This window comes from Nonomuraea basaltis, from assembly GCF_005893125.1.
Classification (GTDB): Bacteria; Actinomycetota; Actinomycetes; order Streptosporangiales; family Streptosporangiaceae; genus Nonomuraea; species Nonomuraea basaltis.
Genome location: NZ_VCJS01000004.1, coordinates 72,309 through 88,168 on the forward strand (window position 1 = coordinate 72,309; position 15,860 = coordinate 88,168).

The 15,860-nt window shown below is 68.3% G+C and carries 16 protein-coding genes, 1 pseudogene and 1 riboswitch; of the genes and pseudogenes, 10 read left to right on the top strand and 7 right to left on the bottom strand.

Going from position 1 to position 15,860, the window contains the following annotated elements:
* Positions 1-2 precede the first annotated feature (2 nt).
* The 3 genes and pseudogenes from EJK15_RS02700 to EJK15_RS02705 all read right to left on the bottom strand — a co-directional run.
* Positions 3-1,676: pseudogene (locus EJK15_RS02700) on the bottom strand (cation-translocating P-type ATPase); the annotation flags it as partial.
* A complete protein-coding gene (locus tag EJK15_RS74145) occupies positions 1,585-1,875 on the bottom strand; it encodes a cation-transporting P-type ATPase (RefSeq protein WP_240776725.1) in 291 nt (96 codons plus the stop codon). The gene EJK15_RS74145 and the pseudogene EJK15_RS02700, both read right to left, overlap by 92 nt.
* Before the next feature lie 173 nt (positions 1,876-2,048).
* Positions 2,049-3,749, bottom strand: coding sequence for a GAF domain-containing sensor histidine kinase (locus EJK15_RS02705; RefSeq protein ID WP_138708739.1), 1,701 nt, complete (start codon positions 3,747-3,749; stop codon positions 2,049-2,051).
* A gap of 348 nt (positions 3,750-4,097) precedes the next feature.
* On the opposite strand from EJK15_RS02705, the gene EJK15_RS02710 reads away from it, so the two are divergent.
* The 3 genes from EJK15_RS02710 to EJK15_RS02720 all read left to right on the top strand — a co-directional run bounded on the left by EJK15_RS02710 (position 4,098) and on the right by EJK15_RS02720 (position 6,706).
* Entirely contained in the window at positions 4,098-4,793 is a 696-nt protein-coding gene (locus tag EJK15_RS02710) for a CBS domain-containing protein (RefSeq protein ID WP_138708740.1), read from the top strand.
* Positions 4,781-6,193 carry an MBL fold metallo-hydrolase RNA specificity domain-containing protein gene (locus tag EJK15_RS02715; RefSeq protein WP_206060621.1) on the top strand — a complete coding sequence of 471 codons (1,413 nt, stop codon included), beginning with the start codon at positions 4,781-4,783 and terminating at the stop codon, positions 6,191-6,193. The genes EJK15_RS02710 and EJK15_RS02715 overlap by 13 nt, the downstream gene beginning before the upstream one ends.
* Before the next feature lie 129 nt (positions 6,194-6,322).
* Complete coding sequence (locus EJK15_RS02720) at positions 6,323-6,706, top strand: LysR substrate-binding domain-containing protein (RefSeq protein ID WP_206060622.1); 384 nt, start codon at positions 6,323-6,325, stop codon at positions 6,704-6,706.
* Positions 6,707-6,782: 76 nt separating this feature from the next.
* Here EJK15_RS02720 and EJK15_RS02725 read toward each other — a convergent pair whose 3' ends face one another.
* On the bottom strand, positions 6,783-7,628 hold the full coding sequence (locus EJK15_RS02725; RefSeq protein ID WP_338089840.1) for a universal stress protein: 846 nt from the start codon (positions 7,626-7,628) through the stop codon (positions 6,783-6,785).
* A gap of 210 nt (positions 7,629-7,838) precedes the next feature.
* On the opposite strand from EJK15_RS02725, the gene EJK15_RS72575 reads away from it, so the two are divergent.
* Positions 7,839-8,669, top strand: coding sequence for a nicotinate phosphoribosyltransferase (locus tag EJK15_RS72575; RefSeq protein ID WP_206060623.1), 831 nt, complete (start codon positions 7,839-7,841; stop codon positions 8,667-8,669).
* Positions 8,644-9,183: a beta/alpha barrel domain-containing protein gene (locus tag EJK15_RS72580; protein ID WP_206060624.1), complete on the top strand. Its 540-nt coding sequence runs from the start codon at positions 8,644-8,646 to the stop codon at positions 9,181-9,183. Before EJK15_RS72575 ends, EJK15_RS72580 begins: the two co-directional genes overlap by 26 nt.
* A gap of 79 nt (positions 9,184-9,262) precedes the next feature.
* Here EJK15_RS72580 and EJK15_RS02735 read toward each other — a convergent pair whose 3' ends face one another.
* The 3 genes from EJK15_RS02735 to EJK15_RS70050 all read right to left on the bottom strand — a co-directional run bounded on the left by EJK15_RS02735 (position 9,263) and on the right by EJK15_RS70050 (position 11,179).
* Positions 9,263-9,454 (bottom strand): DUF1918 domain-containing protein, encoded by a 192-nt coding sequence (locus tag EJK15_RS02735; RefSeq protein ID WP_138708741.1) that lies wholly within the window; start codon positions 9,452-9,454, stop codon positions 9,263-9,265.
* Between the two features lie 349 nt (positions 9,455-9,803).
* The gene (locus tag EJK15_RS02740) at positions 9,804-10,913 is read right to left on the bottom strand and encodes a carboxylate-amine ligase (protein ID WP_171074067.1); all 1,110 of its coding nucleotides are present in this window, start codon (positions 10,911-10,913) and stop codon (positions 9,804-9,806) included.
* A gap of 101 nt (positions 10,914-11,014) precedes the next feature.
* Positions 11,015-11,179, bottom strand: coding sequence for a hypothetical protein (locus EJK15_RS70050; protein ID WP_171074068.1), 165 nt, complete (start codon positions 11,177-11,179; stop codon positions 11,015-11,017).
* A gap of 286 nt (positions 11,180-11,465) precedes the next feature.
* Here EJK15_RS70050 and EJK15_RS02745 point away from each other — a divergent pair, with 286 nt between their 5' ends.
* The 5 genes from EJK15_RS02745 (at position 11,466) to EJK15_RS02765 (ending at position 15,772) form a co-directional block, all read left to right on the top strand.
* Positions 11,466-11,732, top strand: coding sequence for a DUF1876 domain-containing protein (locus EJK15_RS02745; RefSeq protein WP_138708743.1), 267 nt, complete (start codon positions 11,466-11,468; stop codon positions 11,730-11,732).
* Positions 11,733-12,087: 355 nt separating this feature from the next.
* Positions 12,088-12,789, top strand: a complete 702-nt coding sequence (locus EJK15_RS02750; RefSeq protein ID WP_138708744.1) for a DUF4386 family protein — start codon at positions 12,088-12,090, stop codon at positions 12,787-12,789.
* 182 nt (positions 12,790-12,971) lie between these two features.
* Positions 12,972-13,745 carry a PspA/IM30 family protein gene (locus EJK15_RS02755; RefSeq protein ID WP_138708745.1) on the top strand — a complete coding sequence of 258 codons (774 nt, stop codon included), beginning with the start codon at positions 12,972-12,974 and terminating at the stop codon, positions 13,743-13,745.
* On the top strand, positions 13,742-14,020 hold the full coding sequence (gene pspAA / locus EJK15_RS02760) for a PspA-associated protein PspAA (protein WP_138708746.1): 279 nt from the start codon (positions 13,742-13,744) through the stop codon (positions 14,018-14,020). The genes EJK15_RS02755 and pspAA overlap by 4 nt, the downstream gene beginning before the upstream one ends.
* A gap of 933 nt (positions 14,021-14,953) precedes the next feature.
* Positions 14,954-15,099: riboswitch (cyclic di-AMP (ydaO/yuaA leader) on the top strand.
* Between the two features lie 13 nt (positions 15,100-15,112).
* Complete coding sequence (locus tag EJK15_RS02765; RefSeq protein ID WP_138708747.1) at positions 15,113-15,772, top strand: CHAP domain-containing protein; 660 nt, start codon at positions 15,113-15,115, stop codon at positions 15,770-15,772.
* Positions 15,773-15,860: the final 88 nt, after the last annotated feature.

Consider the following 15,860-nt stretch of genomic DNA (forward strand, 5'->3'; position numbering starts at 1 on the left):
GTGAGAAAGCGGCGAATGTTGGCATAGGTGGCGCGGCCCAGCTCGACTGCGGTGACGATGGTGGCGAAGTGGTCGTCGAGCAGCACCAGATCGGCGGCCTCGCGGGCCACGTCGGTGCCGGAGGCGCCCATGGCCACGCCGATGTCGGCCTCCCGCAGCGCGGGACCGTCGTTGACCCCGTCGCCGGTCATCGCCACCACATGGCCGCGCCCACGCAGGGCACGGGCGATCCGCAGCTTGTCCTCCGGAGTCACGCGGGCCACGACCACGCCATCGCGATCGAGCAGCTCACCCAACGCGGCATCGTCGTCGGGCAGTTCACGCCCGGTGAGCACCAGCGGCTCCCGACCCAGCAGCCCGACCTTCTCCGCGATCGCCCGCGCGGTGCCGGGATGATCGCCGGTGATCATGGCCAGTCTGATGCCGGCCCTGCGGCACGTGACGATCGCCTCGGCGACCCCATCGCGAGGCGGGTCCTCCAAGCCGACCAGGCCAAGCAACGTCAAGCCCTGCTCGACCTGCTCGGCGGTGCCCGTGCCGGAGTTGTCGCGACGGGCCACGGCCAGAACCCGCAGGCCGCTCCCGCCCATCTCCTCCAGGGCCGCAGCGGCCTGCGGCACGTTGCCGCAGAGCGGCAGGACCGCGTCCGGCGCCCCTTTGAGATGCAGTCGGCCGTCCGCGACCGCAGAGGAGCGGCGGCGGGCCGGATCGAACGGATAACGCCGGGTGACGGCCACGTCCTCGCGAACCCCGGCGCGCAACGCCAGCGCGTGCAGGGCGACCTCTGTCGGGTCGCCGACGGCCTTGTGGCCGCCGTCGCTGCGGACCAGCCGCCCGGTCGAGCACAGGACCGCCGAGCGCATGATCTCCGCGGCGGCTGCGGTGTCGGCCAGGTCGAGCGATCCGTCCGGGGTCCAGATCCGCACGACCGTCATCTCGTTGCGGGTGATCGTGCCGGTCTTGTCGGTACAGATGAATGTGGCCGACTCGAGGGTCTCCACCGCCTCCAGATGGCGCACCAGGGCCTTGCGGCCCGCCATCTGTCGGGCGGCGCGGGCCAGCGACAAGGTAACCGTGGGGAGTAGCCCTTCCGGGACCAGGGCGACGGTGACGCCGAGCGCGAACAGAAAGCCGTCGGAGGGTGACATGCCGAGCAGCAACGTGAGCCCGAAGAACACCCCGCCCACCCCGAGCGCGATCACGGCGATGACCTTGATGACCCTGCCCAGCTGGAGGGCGAGCGGGCTGGGCGGCCGGCTCGCCATCCGGGTGAGCCTGGCGATGTCGGCCAGCCTGGTACGTCCTCCTGTGGCCGTCACCACAGCCTCAGCCTGGCCCTCGACGACGAAGGTACCGGCGAAGAGGGTTTCCCGTTCCCCGGGCCTCACAGGGACGCTCTCGCCGGTCAGAGCGGACTGGTTGACCGCCAGGGAATGGGCCTCGGCCAGCTCCAGGTCTGCGGAGATCCGGTCGCCCGCTTCCAGCAGCACCACATCCCCTCTGACCAGGTCAGCGGCGTTCACCACCGTGCGGCGGCCATCGCGGCGGACCGTCGCATCGGCGGGGATGAGCTCACGCAGCCGCTTACTCGCCTGGTCGGCACGGTATTCCTGGGCGAAGGCGAAGACTCCGTTGGAGAGCACTACTACGGCGATGGCGGCGGCCAGTTGGGGCATCGGCCAGCAGCGCCAGCCCGGTCGCCGCCCATAGCATCAGCGCGAAGAAGTGCACCAGCTCCCGGAACAGCAGGAGTGCCACAGGGCTGCGCTCGCCACTTGGCAGCCGGTTGGGGCCGTCGGCGGCTAGGCGGCGGGTCGCCTCGGCCGAGCTCAGCCCTTCTCGCGGCAGCACATGCACAGAGCCCTCAGAGGGCATCACGCACCCCTTCCCGGGTCCAGGGGTAATACCGGCCCATCTCGATGGCCCGTTCCGTTCCTCCTTCCAGCCCTCCCCGCGCGGCTTTACCTGATACTCATGGCGTCGGCAGCGGTGTGGTCAAGAAACATTCACCGGTCGTCAGCCAGAGGCGCGAGCACTTCGCACGAACGTCACAGCGAGACTCGCCATCGCAGGCGCGTTCCGCCTCCTTGCGGGGCTTCCAGCTCCGCGGTGCCACCCAGGCGGTGGGCCCGTTCCTCGATGTTGCGGAGGCCGCTGCTGCGCCCGCGGTGCTCGCCCAGGCCGACACCGTTGTCGCTGACCACGAGTGTGAGGTGCGGGCCGGCTGCCTCCACGGACACTTCTGCCCGGTTGGCGCCGGCATGACGTGCCATGTTGGACAAGGCCTCGCGCAGTACGGCGAGCACATGGTCGGCGACTGACTCGGGCACCGTGGTGTCCAACTGCCCCTCCAGCCGCAGCCCGGGCATGAAGCCCAGCCGTCCGGCCGCTTCCTCCACCAGAGTGACGATCCGCGCCCGCAACCCCGCTGGGTTGTCCTGCCTGTCACTCTGCAGCGCGAAGATGGTCGAGCGGATCTGCCTGATGGTGTCATCCAGTTCGTCGACGGCGTGCTTGATCCGGTTGGCCGCCTCCGGGTGCTCGACCAACCGGATAGTGCTCATCAGGGTCATGGCGGTGGCGAACAGTCGCTGGATGATCATGTCGTGCAGGTCCCTGCCGATTCGGTCGCGGTCCTCCAGCAACTGCAGATGTTCGGCGTCGCGGCGGGCCTCGGCCAGTTCCAGCGCGATCGCCGCGTGTCCGGCGAACGACTGGACCACCTGCTCATCAGCTCCGCTGAACGGCACGCGGCCGGTCCGTTTGGCCAGGCCGAGCACTCCACGCACATGCTGGCCCGCGCCCAGCGGAACCATCAGCTCCGGCCCGTACCCCAGGTGGTGTAGCGACGAATCCGGGTGCGGGGGGCTCTGCATGTCGTTCTCGGCCATCGGGTCGCCTTGCGTGAACACGTCCCCCGCCAGGGTGTTCGCGATCTCGAAGGTCGTCCCCAGCAATTCCTCCGCTCCGGCCCCTTCGGCCATCTCCGCGGTCAGTACCTGCCCGTGCGGGTCGGGCAGCAGCAACTGCACCAGGTCGGCATCGCTCATTTCCCGGGCGTGCGCCACCACCGTCGACAGCACTTCGCGCGGCGCGGCTCCCGACAACAGACGCATGGTCACCTGGGCGGACGCCTCCAGCCACGTCTCGCGCCTGTGCGACTCCTCATAAAGGCGGGCGTTCTCCACGGCAACCCCTGCTGCGGTGGCCAAGGCGACCACGATGGCCTCGTCCTCCTCATCGAACTCGCCGCCGCCGCGTTTCTCGGTGAGGTACAGGTTGCCGAACACCTCGTCGCGTACCCGCACGGGCACCCCGAGGAAGGTGATCATGGGTGGATGGCCGGACGGGAAGCCGTGGGACTCGGGATGCTCGGAGATACGGCCCAGCCGCAACGGCCGGGCGTCCTTGATCAGCAGACCGAGCAGGCCGAGCCCGTGCGGCCAGTGCTCGATGCGGGCGATCTCCTCCTCGCTCAGCCCGACGGGGATGAACTCGACGAGCGTGCCATCCTGTCCCACTACGCCCATGGCGCCGTAACTGGCGTCGACCAGGTCCGTGGCAGTCTCCACGATGTGCTGCAGCACGGTCTCCAGATCCAGGTCGCCGCCTATTGACACGACCGCGTCCAGCAGCGCGTGCACCCGATCCCTGGTGGCCAGGACGGCCTCCAGCCGACCCTGCAGCTCCGCCAGTAGCTCATCCAGCCGCATCGACGGCATCAGCGGCTGGTGCTCGCCCCCGCTCATACCCATCAGTCTCGCCGTTCGGATATCTCCGCCCCCTGGTCAGGGGGCCTTCCCCGTGCCATCCGGCAAGCTCATCGCCGGATGGCTCCCTGGCAATCCTGCCCGTGGGCGCTTTTACGACACTCGCCGAAGATCTTCGGCCGGCGGTCGTCGCCATGCCGACCAATCGGCCGCCGTCGAGGACCACGGCAGGCAGCTCGGCCCTCACGCGTGCCTCCGCAACCGGTCACGCATGTCACGTGAACAAATCTTTGCCGAACGGCTCCGCTGTACGGGACTTCCGCCTCTACCTGCGAGGAAGCGTCCGCGCTGTGATGAAAGGCCAGGAGTTCGGAAAGGGGACCCACGATGCGAATCACGGTCAAAGACGTCATGACCACGAAAGTCGCCTCGGTCAACGGCAGCACACCGTTCAAGGACGTCGCCGAGGTGCTCATCGCCCACCACGTCAGCGCCGTACCGGTGGTCGACGCCGAGGACCACGTTCTAGGCGTGGTGTCCGAGGCAGATCTGCTGTGCAAGGAGGAGTTCCGCGAGCGCTACTACGCCGAGGGCTACAAGCCGCCGCTACGCGCCCGGCTGCGCCACCGCCTGTCCGAGGAGGGCCCCGACGTCCGGCGCAAGGCCGCCGGCGACACGGCCGCTCAGCTGATGACCACGCCCGCCGTGACAGTGCCCGCCGCCGCCTCGGCCGTGACGGCCGCCCGCCTGATGGACGAGTACGGCGTCAAACGCCTGATCGTCGTCGACGACGACGGCACGCTGCAAGGCGTGGTGAGCCGACGCGATCTGATCAAGGTGTTCGTGCGCGCGGACGCCGACATCGCCGACGAGATTCGCGAGGACGTGCTGGGGCGCACGCTGTGGATGGATACCGCAGGCGTCACAGTTCAGGTGCACCAGGGGATCGTGACGCTGAGCGGCTGGATGGACCGCCGCAGCGAGGCCGAGATCGCCGTGCGGATGGCCGCCCGCGTCGACGGGGTGGTGGACGTGATCGACAAGCTCCAGTGGAAGGACGACGACTCCACATGGGGCACATGATGCCGGACGGGAGGAGCGGCACGAGATCGCCGCAGTTGACCTTCCTCGGCGGCGTCGGCACGGTGACGGGCAGTAAGTTCCTGCTCGAGCTCCCCGGCGGAGACCGCGTGCTGCTCGACTGCGGGCTGTTCCAGGGCGGGCGGGAGCTGCGGCGCCGGAACTGGGCAACGTTCCCGGTCCCGGCGTCATCGGTGTCGGCGATCGTGCTCAGTCACGCGCACCTGGACCACTGCGGTTACCTGCCCGGGCTGGTGCGGCAGGGCTTCAGCGGCTCGGTCCACACCACGCCGGACACGGCGCGACTGGCGGCCATCGTGCTGCGCGACAGCGCCAGACTGATGGCCGACGAGGCCGAGCATGCCAACACCTACGGCTGGTCCAAGCACCGTCCGGCGCTGCCGCTCTACGACGACAAGGACGTTGAGAAAGCCTTGGAGCTGTTCGTCCCTCTGGAGCACGAACAGCCTGCCTACCTGGACGGCATCGAGCTCTGCCTGCACCGGGCCGGGCACATCCTCGGCTCCTCGTGGAGCGAGGTCACCCTGCCCGGCGGGGCCGTACTCGTCCACACCGGCGACCTGGGGCGCGCAACCCATCCGCTGCTCAAGCCACCGGTGCCCTTTCAGGGCGCCGACGCGTTGCTCGTCGAGTCGACGTACGGCAACCGCCGCCATGACGATGCCGGCACGCTCTGGACCATGGCCGCGGCCATCAACCGGACGGTGCACCGCGGCGGTTCGGTCCTCATACCGGCCTTCGCCGTCGACCGCACTGAGGTCATCATCTATCGCCTCCACCAGCTACGGCGGACGGGCATGATCGCGAAAGTTCCCGTCTACGTGGACAGCCCCATGGGACTGGCCGCCCGGGACGTGTACCTGGAGGCGATCGCCTCCGGCTCGCCGGAGCTGCGCCCCGGGCTCACGCGGGACGTACTGGACCCCGGCTGGCTGCGGGAGCTGCGGACCGTCGAGGAGTCGATGAGCGTCAACGAGCCGGACCAGCCGTCGATCATCATCTCGGCCTCCGGCATGGCCAGCGGCGGCCGCGTCCTGCACCACCTACGCCACCTCCTGCCCGATCCGCGCATGACCGTGCTCATCGTCGGCTTCGCCGCGCTGGGGACGCGCTCGCGCGACCTCGTCGACGGCACCTCCTCCCTCAAGATCCACGGCCACTACGTTCCCGTACGAGCCGAGATCGTGAACTTGCCGGGGTTTTCCGTGCACTCCGACGCCGACGAGACCATCGCCTGGCTGCGCACCGCCCGCAGGCCGCCGAGGGTGACCTACGTCGTCCACGGCGAGCCCGACGCGGCCGCAGCGCTGCGGGGCCGCATCCACGACGAGCTCGGCCGGCACGCGGTCGTCCCGGCTCCGGACGAGCACGTCCTGCTCTAAGTACCTGGATCAAGCCACTTCGTGACGTCGGGCCGAGCTACGGCGGGCAACTCAAACCCACGGCCCCCGGGGTCGAACAAGAAGACCTGCTCGAAGACCCCCTCCACATCGCGCTGCCCGAACCAACCGATGACAAGGACGGCCCCCACGGCGTCGCTGCGCTCGCTCGCCGGCCGTACCTGGGTCATGGAGCCCGAAGGCATGGCCGCCCGCCATTGGGCCATGACCCTGTGCCGCAACGCCGGCTTCGAGCCAGACGTGCGCTTCGAGACCACCGACCTCTTGATCCACCTGCGCCTCGTCGAACACTGCCACGCCGCCGCCCTGCTCCCCGACCTCGTATGGAACGGAAAGGCCCCGACCGTCACACTGCGGCAGCTTCCCCGCGGCCAGCGCACCCGCCGCATCTTCACCGCCGTACGCCGAGGCCGCAGCCAGCACTCCGCGACCAAGGCGTGCCGCCACGCTCTCCAGCAAGCGGCCGTGGAAGCGACGACCCCGACCGACGCCTAGAGAGGCTGGAGCTCCAGCACTGGGCAGCAGCGATGGACCGCTGATGCCGTCGCGGTGTAAAGCCTCCGTCCGGGCCTCACGCCTGCTGCTTTCGAGGTCGTACCACGGCGACCGGACAGGTCAGGTGGTGCAGCACCGCGTGGCTGACCGAGCCGAGCACCGCGGAAGCGAATCCACCTAGACCGCGCGAGCCCACCACCACCAGATCCGCCGTTCCGCCTGCCTGGATCAGGACGTCGGCCGGATGGCCGATGACTTGCTCGCCGATGATCTCGACATCGGGATTCTTCTCGCGCCAGGGCACCACGCGCTCGGCCGCCATGCGAATCTCCTGCTCGCGGGCGCCCTCGAGGATCGTGCTGTAGCCGGCCGCGTACGGCGGGGCGATCGGCATCTGCCAGGCGAACACGACGTGCACGGGCACGCCGCGGGCGCGGGCCTGCTCGACGGCGTACTGCATCGCGGCCTCGGATTCGTCGGAGCCGTCGTCTCCGACGACCACCCGCCGCCCGTACTGCACGACGGACGGCCCGCGGACGATCACGACCGGTCCGGTGGCGTGCCCGGCGACGCCCAGGCCGACCGAGCCGACCACCAGTCCCGCGAACCCGCCGAGTCCCCGGCTCCCCAGCACCACGCTGTCCGCGGACGCCGACTCACTGATCAAGACTTCGATCACGTTGCCGGACCGCAGTTCCGTGGTCACCTCAACGTCGCCCGTCAGGCCGCGTGCCCGATCGGCAGCGGCGGCCAGCGTCCCGGCACAGTACCTCGTCGCCTCATCCCCGAAGCGCCATTGCTCGCACACGTGTACGATCCGCAGGCCCAGGCCTCTGCGCTGGGCGTCAGCGGCGGCCCATTCCACGGCCGCCGTCGCGGGGGCGGACCCGTCCACGCCGACCACGATGTGTCTGGCCATCATGCACCTTCTCCTACTTCCTCCGGCTCGCGCGGCGTCCGCACTCAGTGCCGGGGGACGAGGTCCAAACCACTATGCGATTGGTCCCTACCCGTCCGTCCGGCCGGGAGACGCTATTTAAGAAGCCCTTAGCTGCTCCTAGGGACTTTCGTCCTGCCCGGACAGGCCTCTCGACCCCTGCCGGCGCATCCCGACCGGACGGAGGCTGGAGGTATGGCTGGTGCGCTGCTGACGGACCTGTACGAGCTCAACATGGCCGCGAGCTACCTACGACACCACATGACCGGGCAGGCGACGTTCAGCCTGTACGTACGCAAGTTGCCACCTAGACGGGGGTTCCTGGTGGCTGCCGGACTGGCCGACTGCCTGGACTTCCTGGAGTCGTTCTCCTTCAGCGAAGAGGAGCTCGCCTACCTGGGCCGCATCGAGAAGTTCCCGCCAGAGACGTTGGAGGCGTTCAGGAAGTTGCGCTTCACAGGCGAGGTCTGGGCGATTCCGGAGGGCCGTGTGATCTATGCGGGCGAGCCGCTGCTGGAGGTGACGGCACCCATCGCCGAGGCCCAGCTGGTGGAGACCGTCATGCTCAACCACCTGACATTCCAGACCAGCGTTGCGAGCAAGGCCGCGCGCTGCGTCCTGGCCGCCGACGGCGCCGACCTGATCGACTTCGCCTTCCGCCGCACCCAGGGCATCGACGCCGGGATGGCCGTGGCACGCGCCACCGCCATCGCGGGATTCTCGGCCACCAGCAATGTCGAGGCCGCCCGTCGGTACGGGTTGCCCGCCGCAGGGACCATGGCGCACTCCTACGTCGAGGCCTTCGCCGACGAGCGAACCGCCTTCGAAACGTTCGCCACCGACCATCCCGGCAAGACCACCTTCCTCGTGGACACCTACGACACCGTGCAGGGCGTGAGAGCGGCGATCGACGTGACCAAACGGCTCCGACTGCCGGGCACCGATCGGTGTCCGGCTGGACTCGGGCGATCTGGCCGAGCTGGCCCGGCAGACTCGGCAGTTGCTCGACGCGAGCAGTCTGCATGATGCCTTCATCGTCGCCAGCGGCGGCTTGGACGAGTATGCCATCGCCGAGTTGGTGGCCCAGCACGCGCCCATCGACGCCTACGGCGTGGGCACCAAAGTCGGCGTGTCCGCCGACGCCCCCTCTCTCGACAGCGCCTACAAGCTGGTCGAGTATTGCGACCGGCCGGTGATGAAACTGTCCCCAGGCAAGGCCACGGCGCCCGGCAGGAAGCACGTCTTCCGCGGCCCCGATGTGGACATCGTGGCACTTCGGGATGAGGAGCCGCCTGAGGGTCATGAGCCACTGCTGGTCCCGGTGATGGGTAAGGGGCGCAGGATCGCTTCCCCCGAACCGCTGTCCAAGGCGTCCGCGCGCTGTTCCGCGGACCTTGCCCGGCTTCCCGCCTCTGCCTGCGTCCTCCGCGCTCCCGTTCCTCAACAGGTACGCGAGAGCGGATTTCTTGCCCGGCTCCGCGCCCGCCTGCAGGCGGAGCTCGCCGAGCCCCGCAGCGGCGCGGGACGGTTCGCGTCCTGACCCCCGGACGCGGCTGCCGATCAGACGCATCAGTCACGTCGTGGCGACGTCGCCGGCGTGCGGTCGTGCAGGCACCCCGTCATCGGGTGGCTTGGACGACCCGCGCGTCCGGCCCGGGGAAGATGAGACTCTCATGGTCGTCATCCAGCCACCGCACCAGATAGGGCGGTGAGCCGTCCGTATGGCTCACCTCCACGATGAGCCCATGACGCCGGATGCTGCTGCCGTGCGTACCCTCCACGATCAGCCAATCGCCCACTGCGGCCTTCATCGAGATCCCCCCAAATCCTGATCCCGAGGCAGTGAAGTTCACCTGTTCCTAGTATGCAAGACCCTTCCCCGACTCCAGCAGGGCCGGAGGTCCCCCCAGCGGAGGACCTTTGGCCCACACCCGTCCGGTCTCTGAAGGACCACTCCGATCATGCTGCGTCCGCCGCTGCCATGCAGGACAGGGGCGGCGGCCCCGGTGGCCACTGGCAAGGTCAACGCGACCTTGGGGCCTCGTCACCGGTCGAAGGAGTGGTCGTTCAAGGAAAACGCGACCGCGTTGCCGGCGTCGATCTCGTTTCGGGCTTCCACGAGCCGGCGGACAGGGTGTACATGGAACTTGCCGGGCTGATTCAACAGAGGGTCGCGTCGGCGAGGAACTGGGCGAAGTGCTGTGGCGTGTCGGCCTGGACCCACATCGCGCGCTGCCTGTCGGCACCCGTACCGCGGAGGGCGAGACAGCGGAGCAGCCGGGCGATCGGCTCGGGCTTGGCCAGGCGGTCCAGGACACCGTCCAGCAGGAGGCGGTGGGGCGCCAAGGAGCCGGTATACGGATCGACGGCATGCGCGAGCAGGCCGTGCCGGGCGGCGGTGCGCAGGTCGGCGGCGATCCGCCTGCTGCTGACGGCCTTGATCGGCACCCCGTCTCGCTCGTTGTCGATCGCCAACCCGACCAGGGCCCGCGCCAGCCCGGCGACCAGGAGGGTGTCGTCGATCGTGAGACAGGCATCCATGATCCGCAATTCCACCGTCGGGTAACGCGGTGACAGGCGTGCATGGAAGTAGACGCCTCGCTCGTCCAGCGCATCACCCCGAAGGATCAGGCGGCGTACGGCGGCGTCGTAGTCGGCCACGGACCGCCACACCCGGGGAGGCACCGCCGTCGGCCATCGGGTCCACCGCAGGTAACGGCTGCTGGCCCAGCCGGTGTCGCGTCCGTCGGCGATGGGGGAGTTCGCGCTGAGCGCCAGCAATGTGGCGAGGTACGGCCGGAGCCGCGCCAGGACGCGCACGCCCAGCTCCCGTGAGGGGATGCCGATGTGCACGTGGCAGCCGCAGGTGCCGGGGCCTGCGGCAAGGGGGCCATAGCGGGCGATCAATTGCAGATAGCGGGGATCGGCCGTGACGGGGCACAGGCGGGGGCCGCGCTGCGGTGCCATACCGGTAGCGACCAGGTGGCAGTCCATGTCCTTCGCCGCGTTGGCGGCCAGCCGCCGCAACCGGGCGAGTTCCTCCTCCACCTGTCCCAGATCCGTGCACACGCCGGTGACGGTCTCCAACTGGGACCGCAGGAACTCGTGCTTGACCCGCGGCTCATCGCCGAGCAGCGTCAGGATCGCCGGCGCGCGGTCGACCGGGCGCCCGTCGGAGTGGTCCAGCAGGAGAAACTCCTCTTCGACACCCAACGTCAACGTCGGGCTTCCGGAGCGCTCCGCATTGGTGGATGTGCCACCCGTTCTCATAGCAGCCTCCTGAAGCGCAGGCCACTTCGCGCCAGATGATCGCTTACCGGGGTCGTACCACCCGGCCCAGCCTCCGTCGCGATATGGGCTGACACCGGTCACTACCCCGCTTCGAAGGTTTTGTCCACGGACGCCACAGGAACCAGCCAGCTGATCGAGATCCATGCGATCGTCTGGACATAGTTGACTGGACGCCTCATGCTCTTGCGGGCTGCACGAGTACTGGTGTTGATGCGAACCGCCTGCAGGATGTGGCCGTACTGCATGTGGCTCCAGGCCACACCTGTCCCTACGAGGCGGGTAGAGCCTTATGGCCCGCGACCTAGGGCATCTACATGCCGGGTTTTGCCCTGTTCGTTGTTGCCGTGCACCGACGCGGCGCTGACTATTGGCCGGGCAGGTGACGATCGCCACCTCGCCTCTGGCCAAGGGCGCGCACCCTTGGTGCCGATAGGGCCGTTGGCCCGGCTGACTTGCGGACGTTCGCCTCTGTCACGCGCCGTGACCGGTCGGTGCGATGGAGACAAAGGATCCGTGAAGGAGGTCATGGTCATGGAAGCCAAACAGTGGACCGTGCAGATCTACCTCACCGAGGACGGCGACAACACGCGCGCACGTGCGGTGCTGACCACCAGAGACAGTGCAGGGCTGGCGGGCAGTGGTCGCGCCCGCATTCCGTCCGATCCCGCGGTGCCGGAGATCGGCGATGAGCTGGCGGCCTCACGGGCGCTGGCCGACCTCGCCGAGAAGTTCGCGGTCATCACGCAACGCGACATCAGAGAGTCAGCCGGCTCGCCCGTCCCCGGCCGTTCGGAGTGAGCTCGTCCGCCGGCGGCGTGGACGTCGGCTCAGCCTCCTTGACCGCAGTTGCCGGGCGGGCACGAGGCTTCACTCATGGCCGCGTCCTGGAGGGGCGTGGACAAATGCCAGGCCAAGCCGCCAGCCGTCGAGTTCGAGTGTGCGGTGGATGCCATCTGCGGATCGCCATGCTCGTTCGGCCGGAGGCGGAACGGACGTGCTTTGTGCTCGCTGGTAACGAACTTCTCGGACGGGTATGAACGGTACAAATGGGCTGGCATGGCAGGATTTCCGGCTCGCACCCCGGGAGCATTAGGCCTCCCTAGCGGTGCTGGCGATCAATCTGCCGGGAAATCCTCGCAGATGGGAGGCGGCCATGAAAGAGCGATCCTGGGAGCGTGCGAGCGCGGCCAGCGGGCTGGCGACGGCGGTGTTGCTGTTGCTGGCCTTCGTGATGGTGCCGAACGCTCCAGGGCTGGACGCGGGCGCTGGTTCCATCCTCCGCTACCTCGACGAGCGCCGCACGGCGGTGCTGACGGCCTCCTTGCTCGTCACGCTGGCCGTGGTGGCTTTCCTGTGGTTCACCGCACATCTGCGCCATGTGCTGCAGCGAGCCGAAAAGGGAGCAGAGGCCTTCTCTCCCGTGGTCCTGGTCTCCGGGGTGAGCCTGGCCACGATGTGCGCTCTGAGCATGGTGCCGCTCGCGGCGCTGGCCACGCTGGCCGCCCCGCCGCTCCGGCTCGGTGAGATCGAGACGGTGCGGGTCCTGTACGCCGTTCACCAGCTCTCCCTCGGACCGATGGGCTTGCTGGTGGCGCTGTTCGCGGCGAGCGCCGGTGCCGCCATGGTGCGCCGGGAGATGGTCGGCCCATGGTTGGGCTGGCTGGGCATGGTCGTCGCCGTGATCGGCCTCATCTCGGGGGTGGGCAGCTTCCTCGCCCCCACCGGAACCATGATGCTCCTGGGCTACGTCGTGGGCATCGCGTTCGCGCTGTGGATCGCGGCCGCCTCGATCGTCATGCTCGTCCGCCCGGAGGTGGAGCGGGCCTCCTCGGTTCGCGGGGTCTTCGCTCATTGAACGGCCGAGCGATGGTCCGCCTGCGACGGTCATGGAGCCATCTCTTCTACGACTCAGAGGACTTTGGTCCCGGCAGGTCGGGGCCAAAGAGACGTCCCTGAGTGACGCCGCAGGCGCATCGTAGGCAGGAAGGGGTTGTTCCTCCGGACCGCCCCGCTCTATCCGTGAAGGAGGGGATCAGTATGGGTCTTGCCCGACGCATCGCCGACTTGTTCCGGGTGAAGGCGCACAAGGCGCTGGATCAGGCGGAAGATCCCCGCGAGGCGCTCGATTATTCCTACTCCCGGCAACTGGAGTTGCTGAATAAGGTTCGCCGCGGTGTGGCGGACGTTGCCACCAGTCGTAAGCGTGTCGAGTTGCAGCTGAGCCAGTTGCAGAGGTCCGCGGGCAAGCTGGAGGGGCAGGCGCAGCAGGCGCTGTCCGCGGGCCGGGAGGAGATCGCTCGTGAGGCCCTGACCCGCCGCGCGGCCGTTCTGTCACAGGCGGACGGTCTGGAGGAGCAGCAAGCCTCACTCCGCGCGGAGGAGGATCGGCTCACGCTGGCCAGTCGGCGCCTGCAGACCAAGGTGGAGGCGTTCCGCACCCGCAAGGAAACGATCAAGGCGACGTATACCGCGGCGGAGGCGCAGACGAGGATCAGTGAATCCGTCACCGGAATCTCCGAGGAAATGGGCGACGTCGGGCTGGCCGTCCAGCGGGCGGAGGACAAGACCGCTCAGCTGCAGGCCCGCGCGAGCGCTCTGGACGAGCTGATCGCCTCCGGTGCTTTGGAGGATGTCACGCTCCCCGCAGGTCGCGATGATCTCCAGATTCGGCTGGACGAACTGACCGCGGGTCGCGACGTCGACGAAGAGCTGGCACGACTGAGGCGGCAGCTCGACGCCGGGCCCGCCCTTGCGGCCCTGCCCGCCGAGCCCGCCGCTGAGGAACGGCGCGGACAGGAGGGCTCATCATGATCGTGCGCATTCTCGGGGAAGGGCAGTTCGACATCGCCAACCGTTACTTGGGTGAGCTGAACACGCTCGACGGCCGACTTCAGGCCGCCGTTGACGCCGATGAGGCACTGGCATTCGCCGTGGCCCTGGGGGATCTGCTCGACACCGTCCGGCGCCGCGGTACGGCCCTTGCGGCGGACGAGCTGGCTACCTCGGACCTAGTCTTGCCCAGCGAGGACACCACCTTGGAGCAGGTGCGTTCGCTCCTGGCCGAGGAGGGCCTGATCCCAGGGTGACCAGGGCGGCCGTTGGGGGGACATGGCATGTACGTCGAAGAAGCCGGCGTGGCGCGAGGATTAGCTGCGCGATATTGATGACGACCGGCTTCGTCTCGTGTCCGGCCCACTGTCGTTGGCTCCAACGTCGATGTCCCGGAAGAGAGTGACAGGTCCCATGATCTGGAGCTGCACGTGATCTCGCTCATCGTCAACACTTCAGTGACCGGGAGTGATCGCTGAGCGGATCGAGGACGCTCTGGACGCACCGGATAAGTCCGCTACGGACCTCGCCAAGGTGGAGGGGGCGGAGCAGGCGTTGGCGGCTGGAGACCTTCGCGCGACCCGGCGGTTGCTGCAGGAAACGGTCGTGGGGCGCGACCACGTGGGAGCCGGCGGACCAACTTCTGGCGGCCCTGACGCGGGCCGTACTCGTCTCCACTGCGGTCCCCATGATCATCGGCGTGCTGGTAACGTTCCCGCTGTTCTTCGAGGCATTCGAGCAGGGATTGGCACGACCTAGACACGCAGCCTCCACGTCGCAGAACGCCTCAAGTCCGGCATTGTCGTGGCCTGCGGAGCAGTTCCGGGCAGTGAACGTGGCTGCTCATGCCAAGCCTGCTCCACCCACACGACGACCTGATCGGGGTCGTCGGTGAGCCGCATGCGGGCGGCATCGTATGGCGGACATTCGCTCCATGGCGACTGTCCCGAGGAGACTCGCAGGCTGTTCCTTCCGTTCCTGCAGGGCGGCAAAGGTAAAGAATTGAGCGCGGAAACCGTTGCCGCATATGGGATTTCGGGGCATTCCCGCGAGCCCCGTTTGCATTTCCCTATGCAAACTTCTTACCTTTGAGGACTCAAGGCGCACGGACCGAGAGCCGCTTCATGCCCGGTGTGCGTCCCAGATTGCCGAGACCGTGCTCTACCTGCGCAGGCAGCATGCCCGCAGCGTAGGTGCGACCGCCGAATCCGCGAAGTCAGCGAAGCCGGGGACCCAATTCTGTTGGGGTGAATCGCAACTCCCACAGGGCCGTTGCGTAGGGCACTTCCACGCCCGAACCCGTCAGCTAACCCGGTAGGCGGCATGGAAGCAAGGAGCAACCCAAAAGCATGACCAAGACCGTACTTTCTCGTGCCCTCAAGCCCGCCAACAGCCTGCGCCTCCTCATGGGCACGACCGTGGCCGCCGGCGCCCTGTTCGCCGCGACGCCCGCCTTCGCCGCCGACCACCAGGGTGACCGTGCAGCAGGCGTTCAGGTCGCCGCGAAGAAGCCCGCCCAGGTCACGGCCAACAGCATCATCAAGATCGCGGAGTCCCAGGTGGGCGTGACCGAGAACGCGGCCGGCGGCGGGACGCCGTTCCACGCCTGGTACATGGCTTCGCAGCGCGCCAGGGAAACCGTGGTCCGCGACGGCGGCAGTATCCAGGCCTACGCGAACGCGCCCTGGTGCGCCATGTTCGTTTCCTGGGTCGGCGAGAAGGCCGGCGCCAGGCCCACCGTGGGCTGGGACGCCTACACGATCACCTACGCCAAGTGGTTCGAGAAGAACGGCCGCTGGGGCACCCAGGCCAAGCCCGGCGCCGTCGTCTACTTCTCCTGGGACGACAGGAGCATCGGCAGCATCGATCACATGGGCCTGGTCAAGAAGGACAACGGGGACGGCACGATCACCACGATCGAGGGCAACACCGGCAACGGCAAGGTCGAGGAGCGCATCCGGCCCACGTCCCAGGTCGTGGGCTACGGCTACCCGCATTACAAGGCCTGACGAGCGTCATCTGCGGGGCGGGACCACTATACGGTCCCGCCCCGTTCCTGCGTTTCCGCACTGAGCCGAGCGGAGCGGCCTGACGCCT

Bases quoted from the DNA above. Each gene is read 5' to 3' on its own strand.
- EJK15_RS02750 (WP_138708744.1), top strand. From the start codon at position 12,088: ATGAAAGAGCGATCCTGGGAGCGTGCGAGCGCGGCCAGCGGGCTGGCG.
- EJK15_RS02705 (WP_138708739.1), bottom strand. From the start codon at position 3,749: ATGAGCGGGGGCGAGCACCAGCCGCTGATGCCGTCGATGCGGCTGGAT.
- EJK15_RS02710 (WP_138708740.1), top strand. From the start codon at position 4,098: ATGCGAATCACGGTCAAAGACGTCATGACCACGAAAGTCGCCTCGGTC.
- EJK15_RS02715 (WP_206060621.1), top strand. From the start codon at position 4,781: ATGGGGCACATGATGCCGGACGGGAGGAGCGGCACGAGATCGCCGCAG.
- EJK15_RS02765 (WP_138708747.1), top strand. From the start codon at position 15,113: ATGACCAAGACCGTACTTTCTCGTGCCCTCAAGCCCGCCAACAGCCTG.
- EJK15_RS02745 (WP_138708743.1), top strand. From the start codon at position 11,466: ATGGAAGCCAAACAGTGGACCGTGCAGATCTACCTCACCGAGGACGGC.
- EJK15_RS02755 (WP_138708745.1), top strand. From the start codon at position 12,972: ATGGGTCTTGCCCGACGCATCGCCGACTTGTTCCGGGTGAAGGCGCAC.
- EJK15_RS02735 (WP_138708741.1), bottom strand. From the start codon at position 9,454: ATGAAGGCCGCAGTGGGCGATTGGCTGATCGTGGAGGGTACGCACGGC.
- EJK15_RS70050 (WP_171074068.1), bottom strand. From the start codon at position 11,179: ATGCAGTACGGCCACATCCTGCAGGCGGTTCGCATCAACACCAGTACT.
- EJK15_RS02740 (WP_171074067.1), bottom strand. From the start codon at position 10,913: ATGAGAACGGGTGGCACATCCACCAATGCGGAGCGCTCCGGAAGCCCG.
- EJK15_RS72575 (WP_206060623.1), top strand. From the start codon at position 7,839: ATGGCTGGTGCGCTGCTGACGGACCTGTACGAGCTCAACATGGCCGCG.
- EJK15_RS74145 (WP_240776725.1), bottom strand. From the start codon at position 1,875: ATGCCCTCTGAGGGCTCTGTGCATGTGCTGCCGCGAGAAGGGCTGAGC.
- EJK15_RS02720 (WP_206060622.1), top strand. From the start codon at position 6,323: ATGACAAGGACGGCCCCCACGGCGTCGCTGCGCTCGCTCGCCGGCCGT.
- EJK15_RS02725 (WP_338089840.1), bottom strand. From the start codon at position 7,628: ATGATGGCCAGACACATCGTGGTCGGCGTGGACGGGTCCGCCCCCGCG.
- pspAA (WP_138708746.1), top strand. From the start codon at position 13,742: ATGATCGTGCGCATTCTCGGGGAAGGGCAGTTCGACATCGCCAACCGT.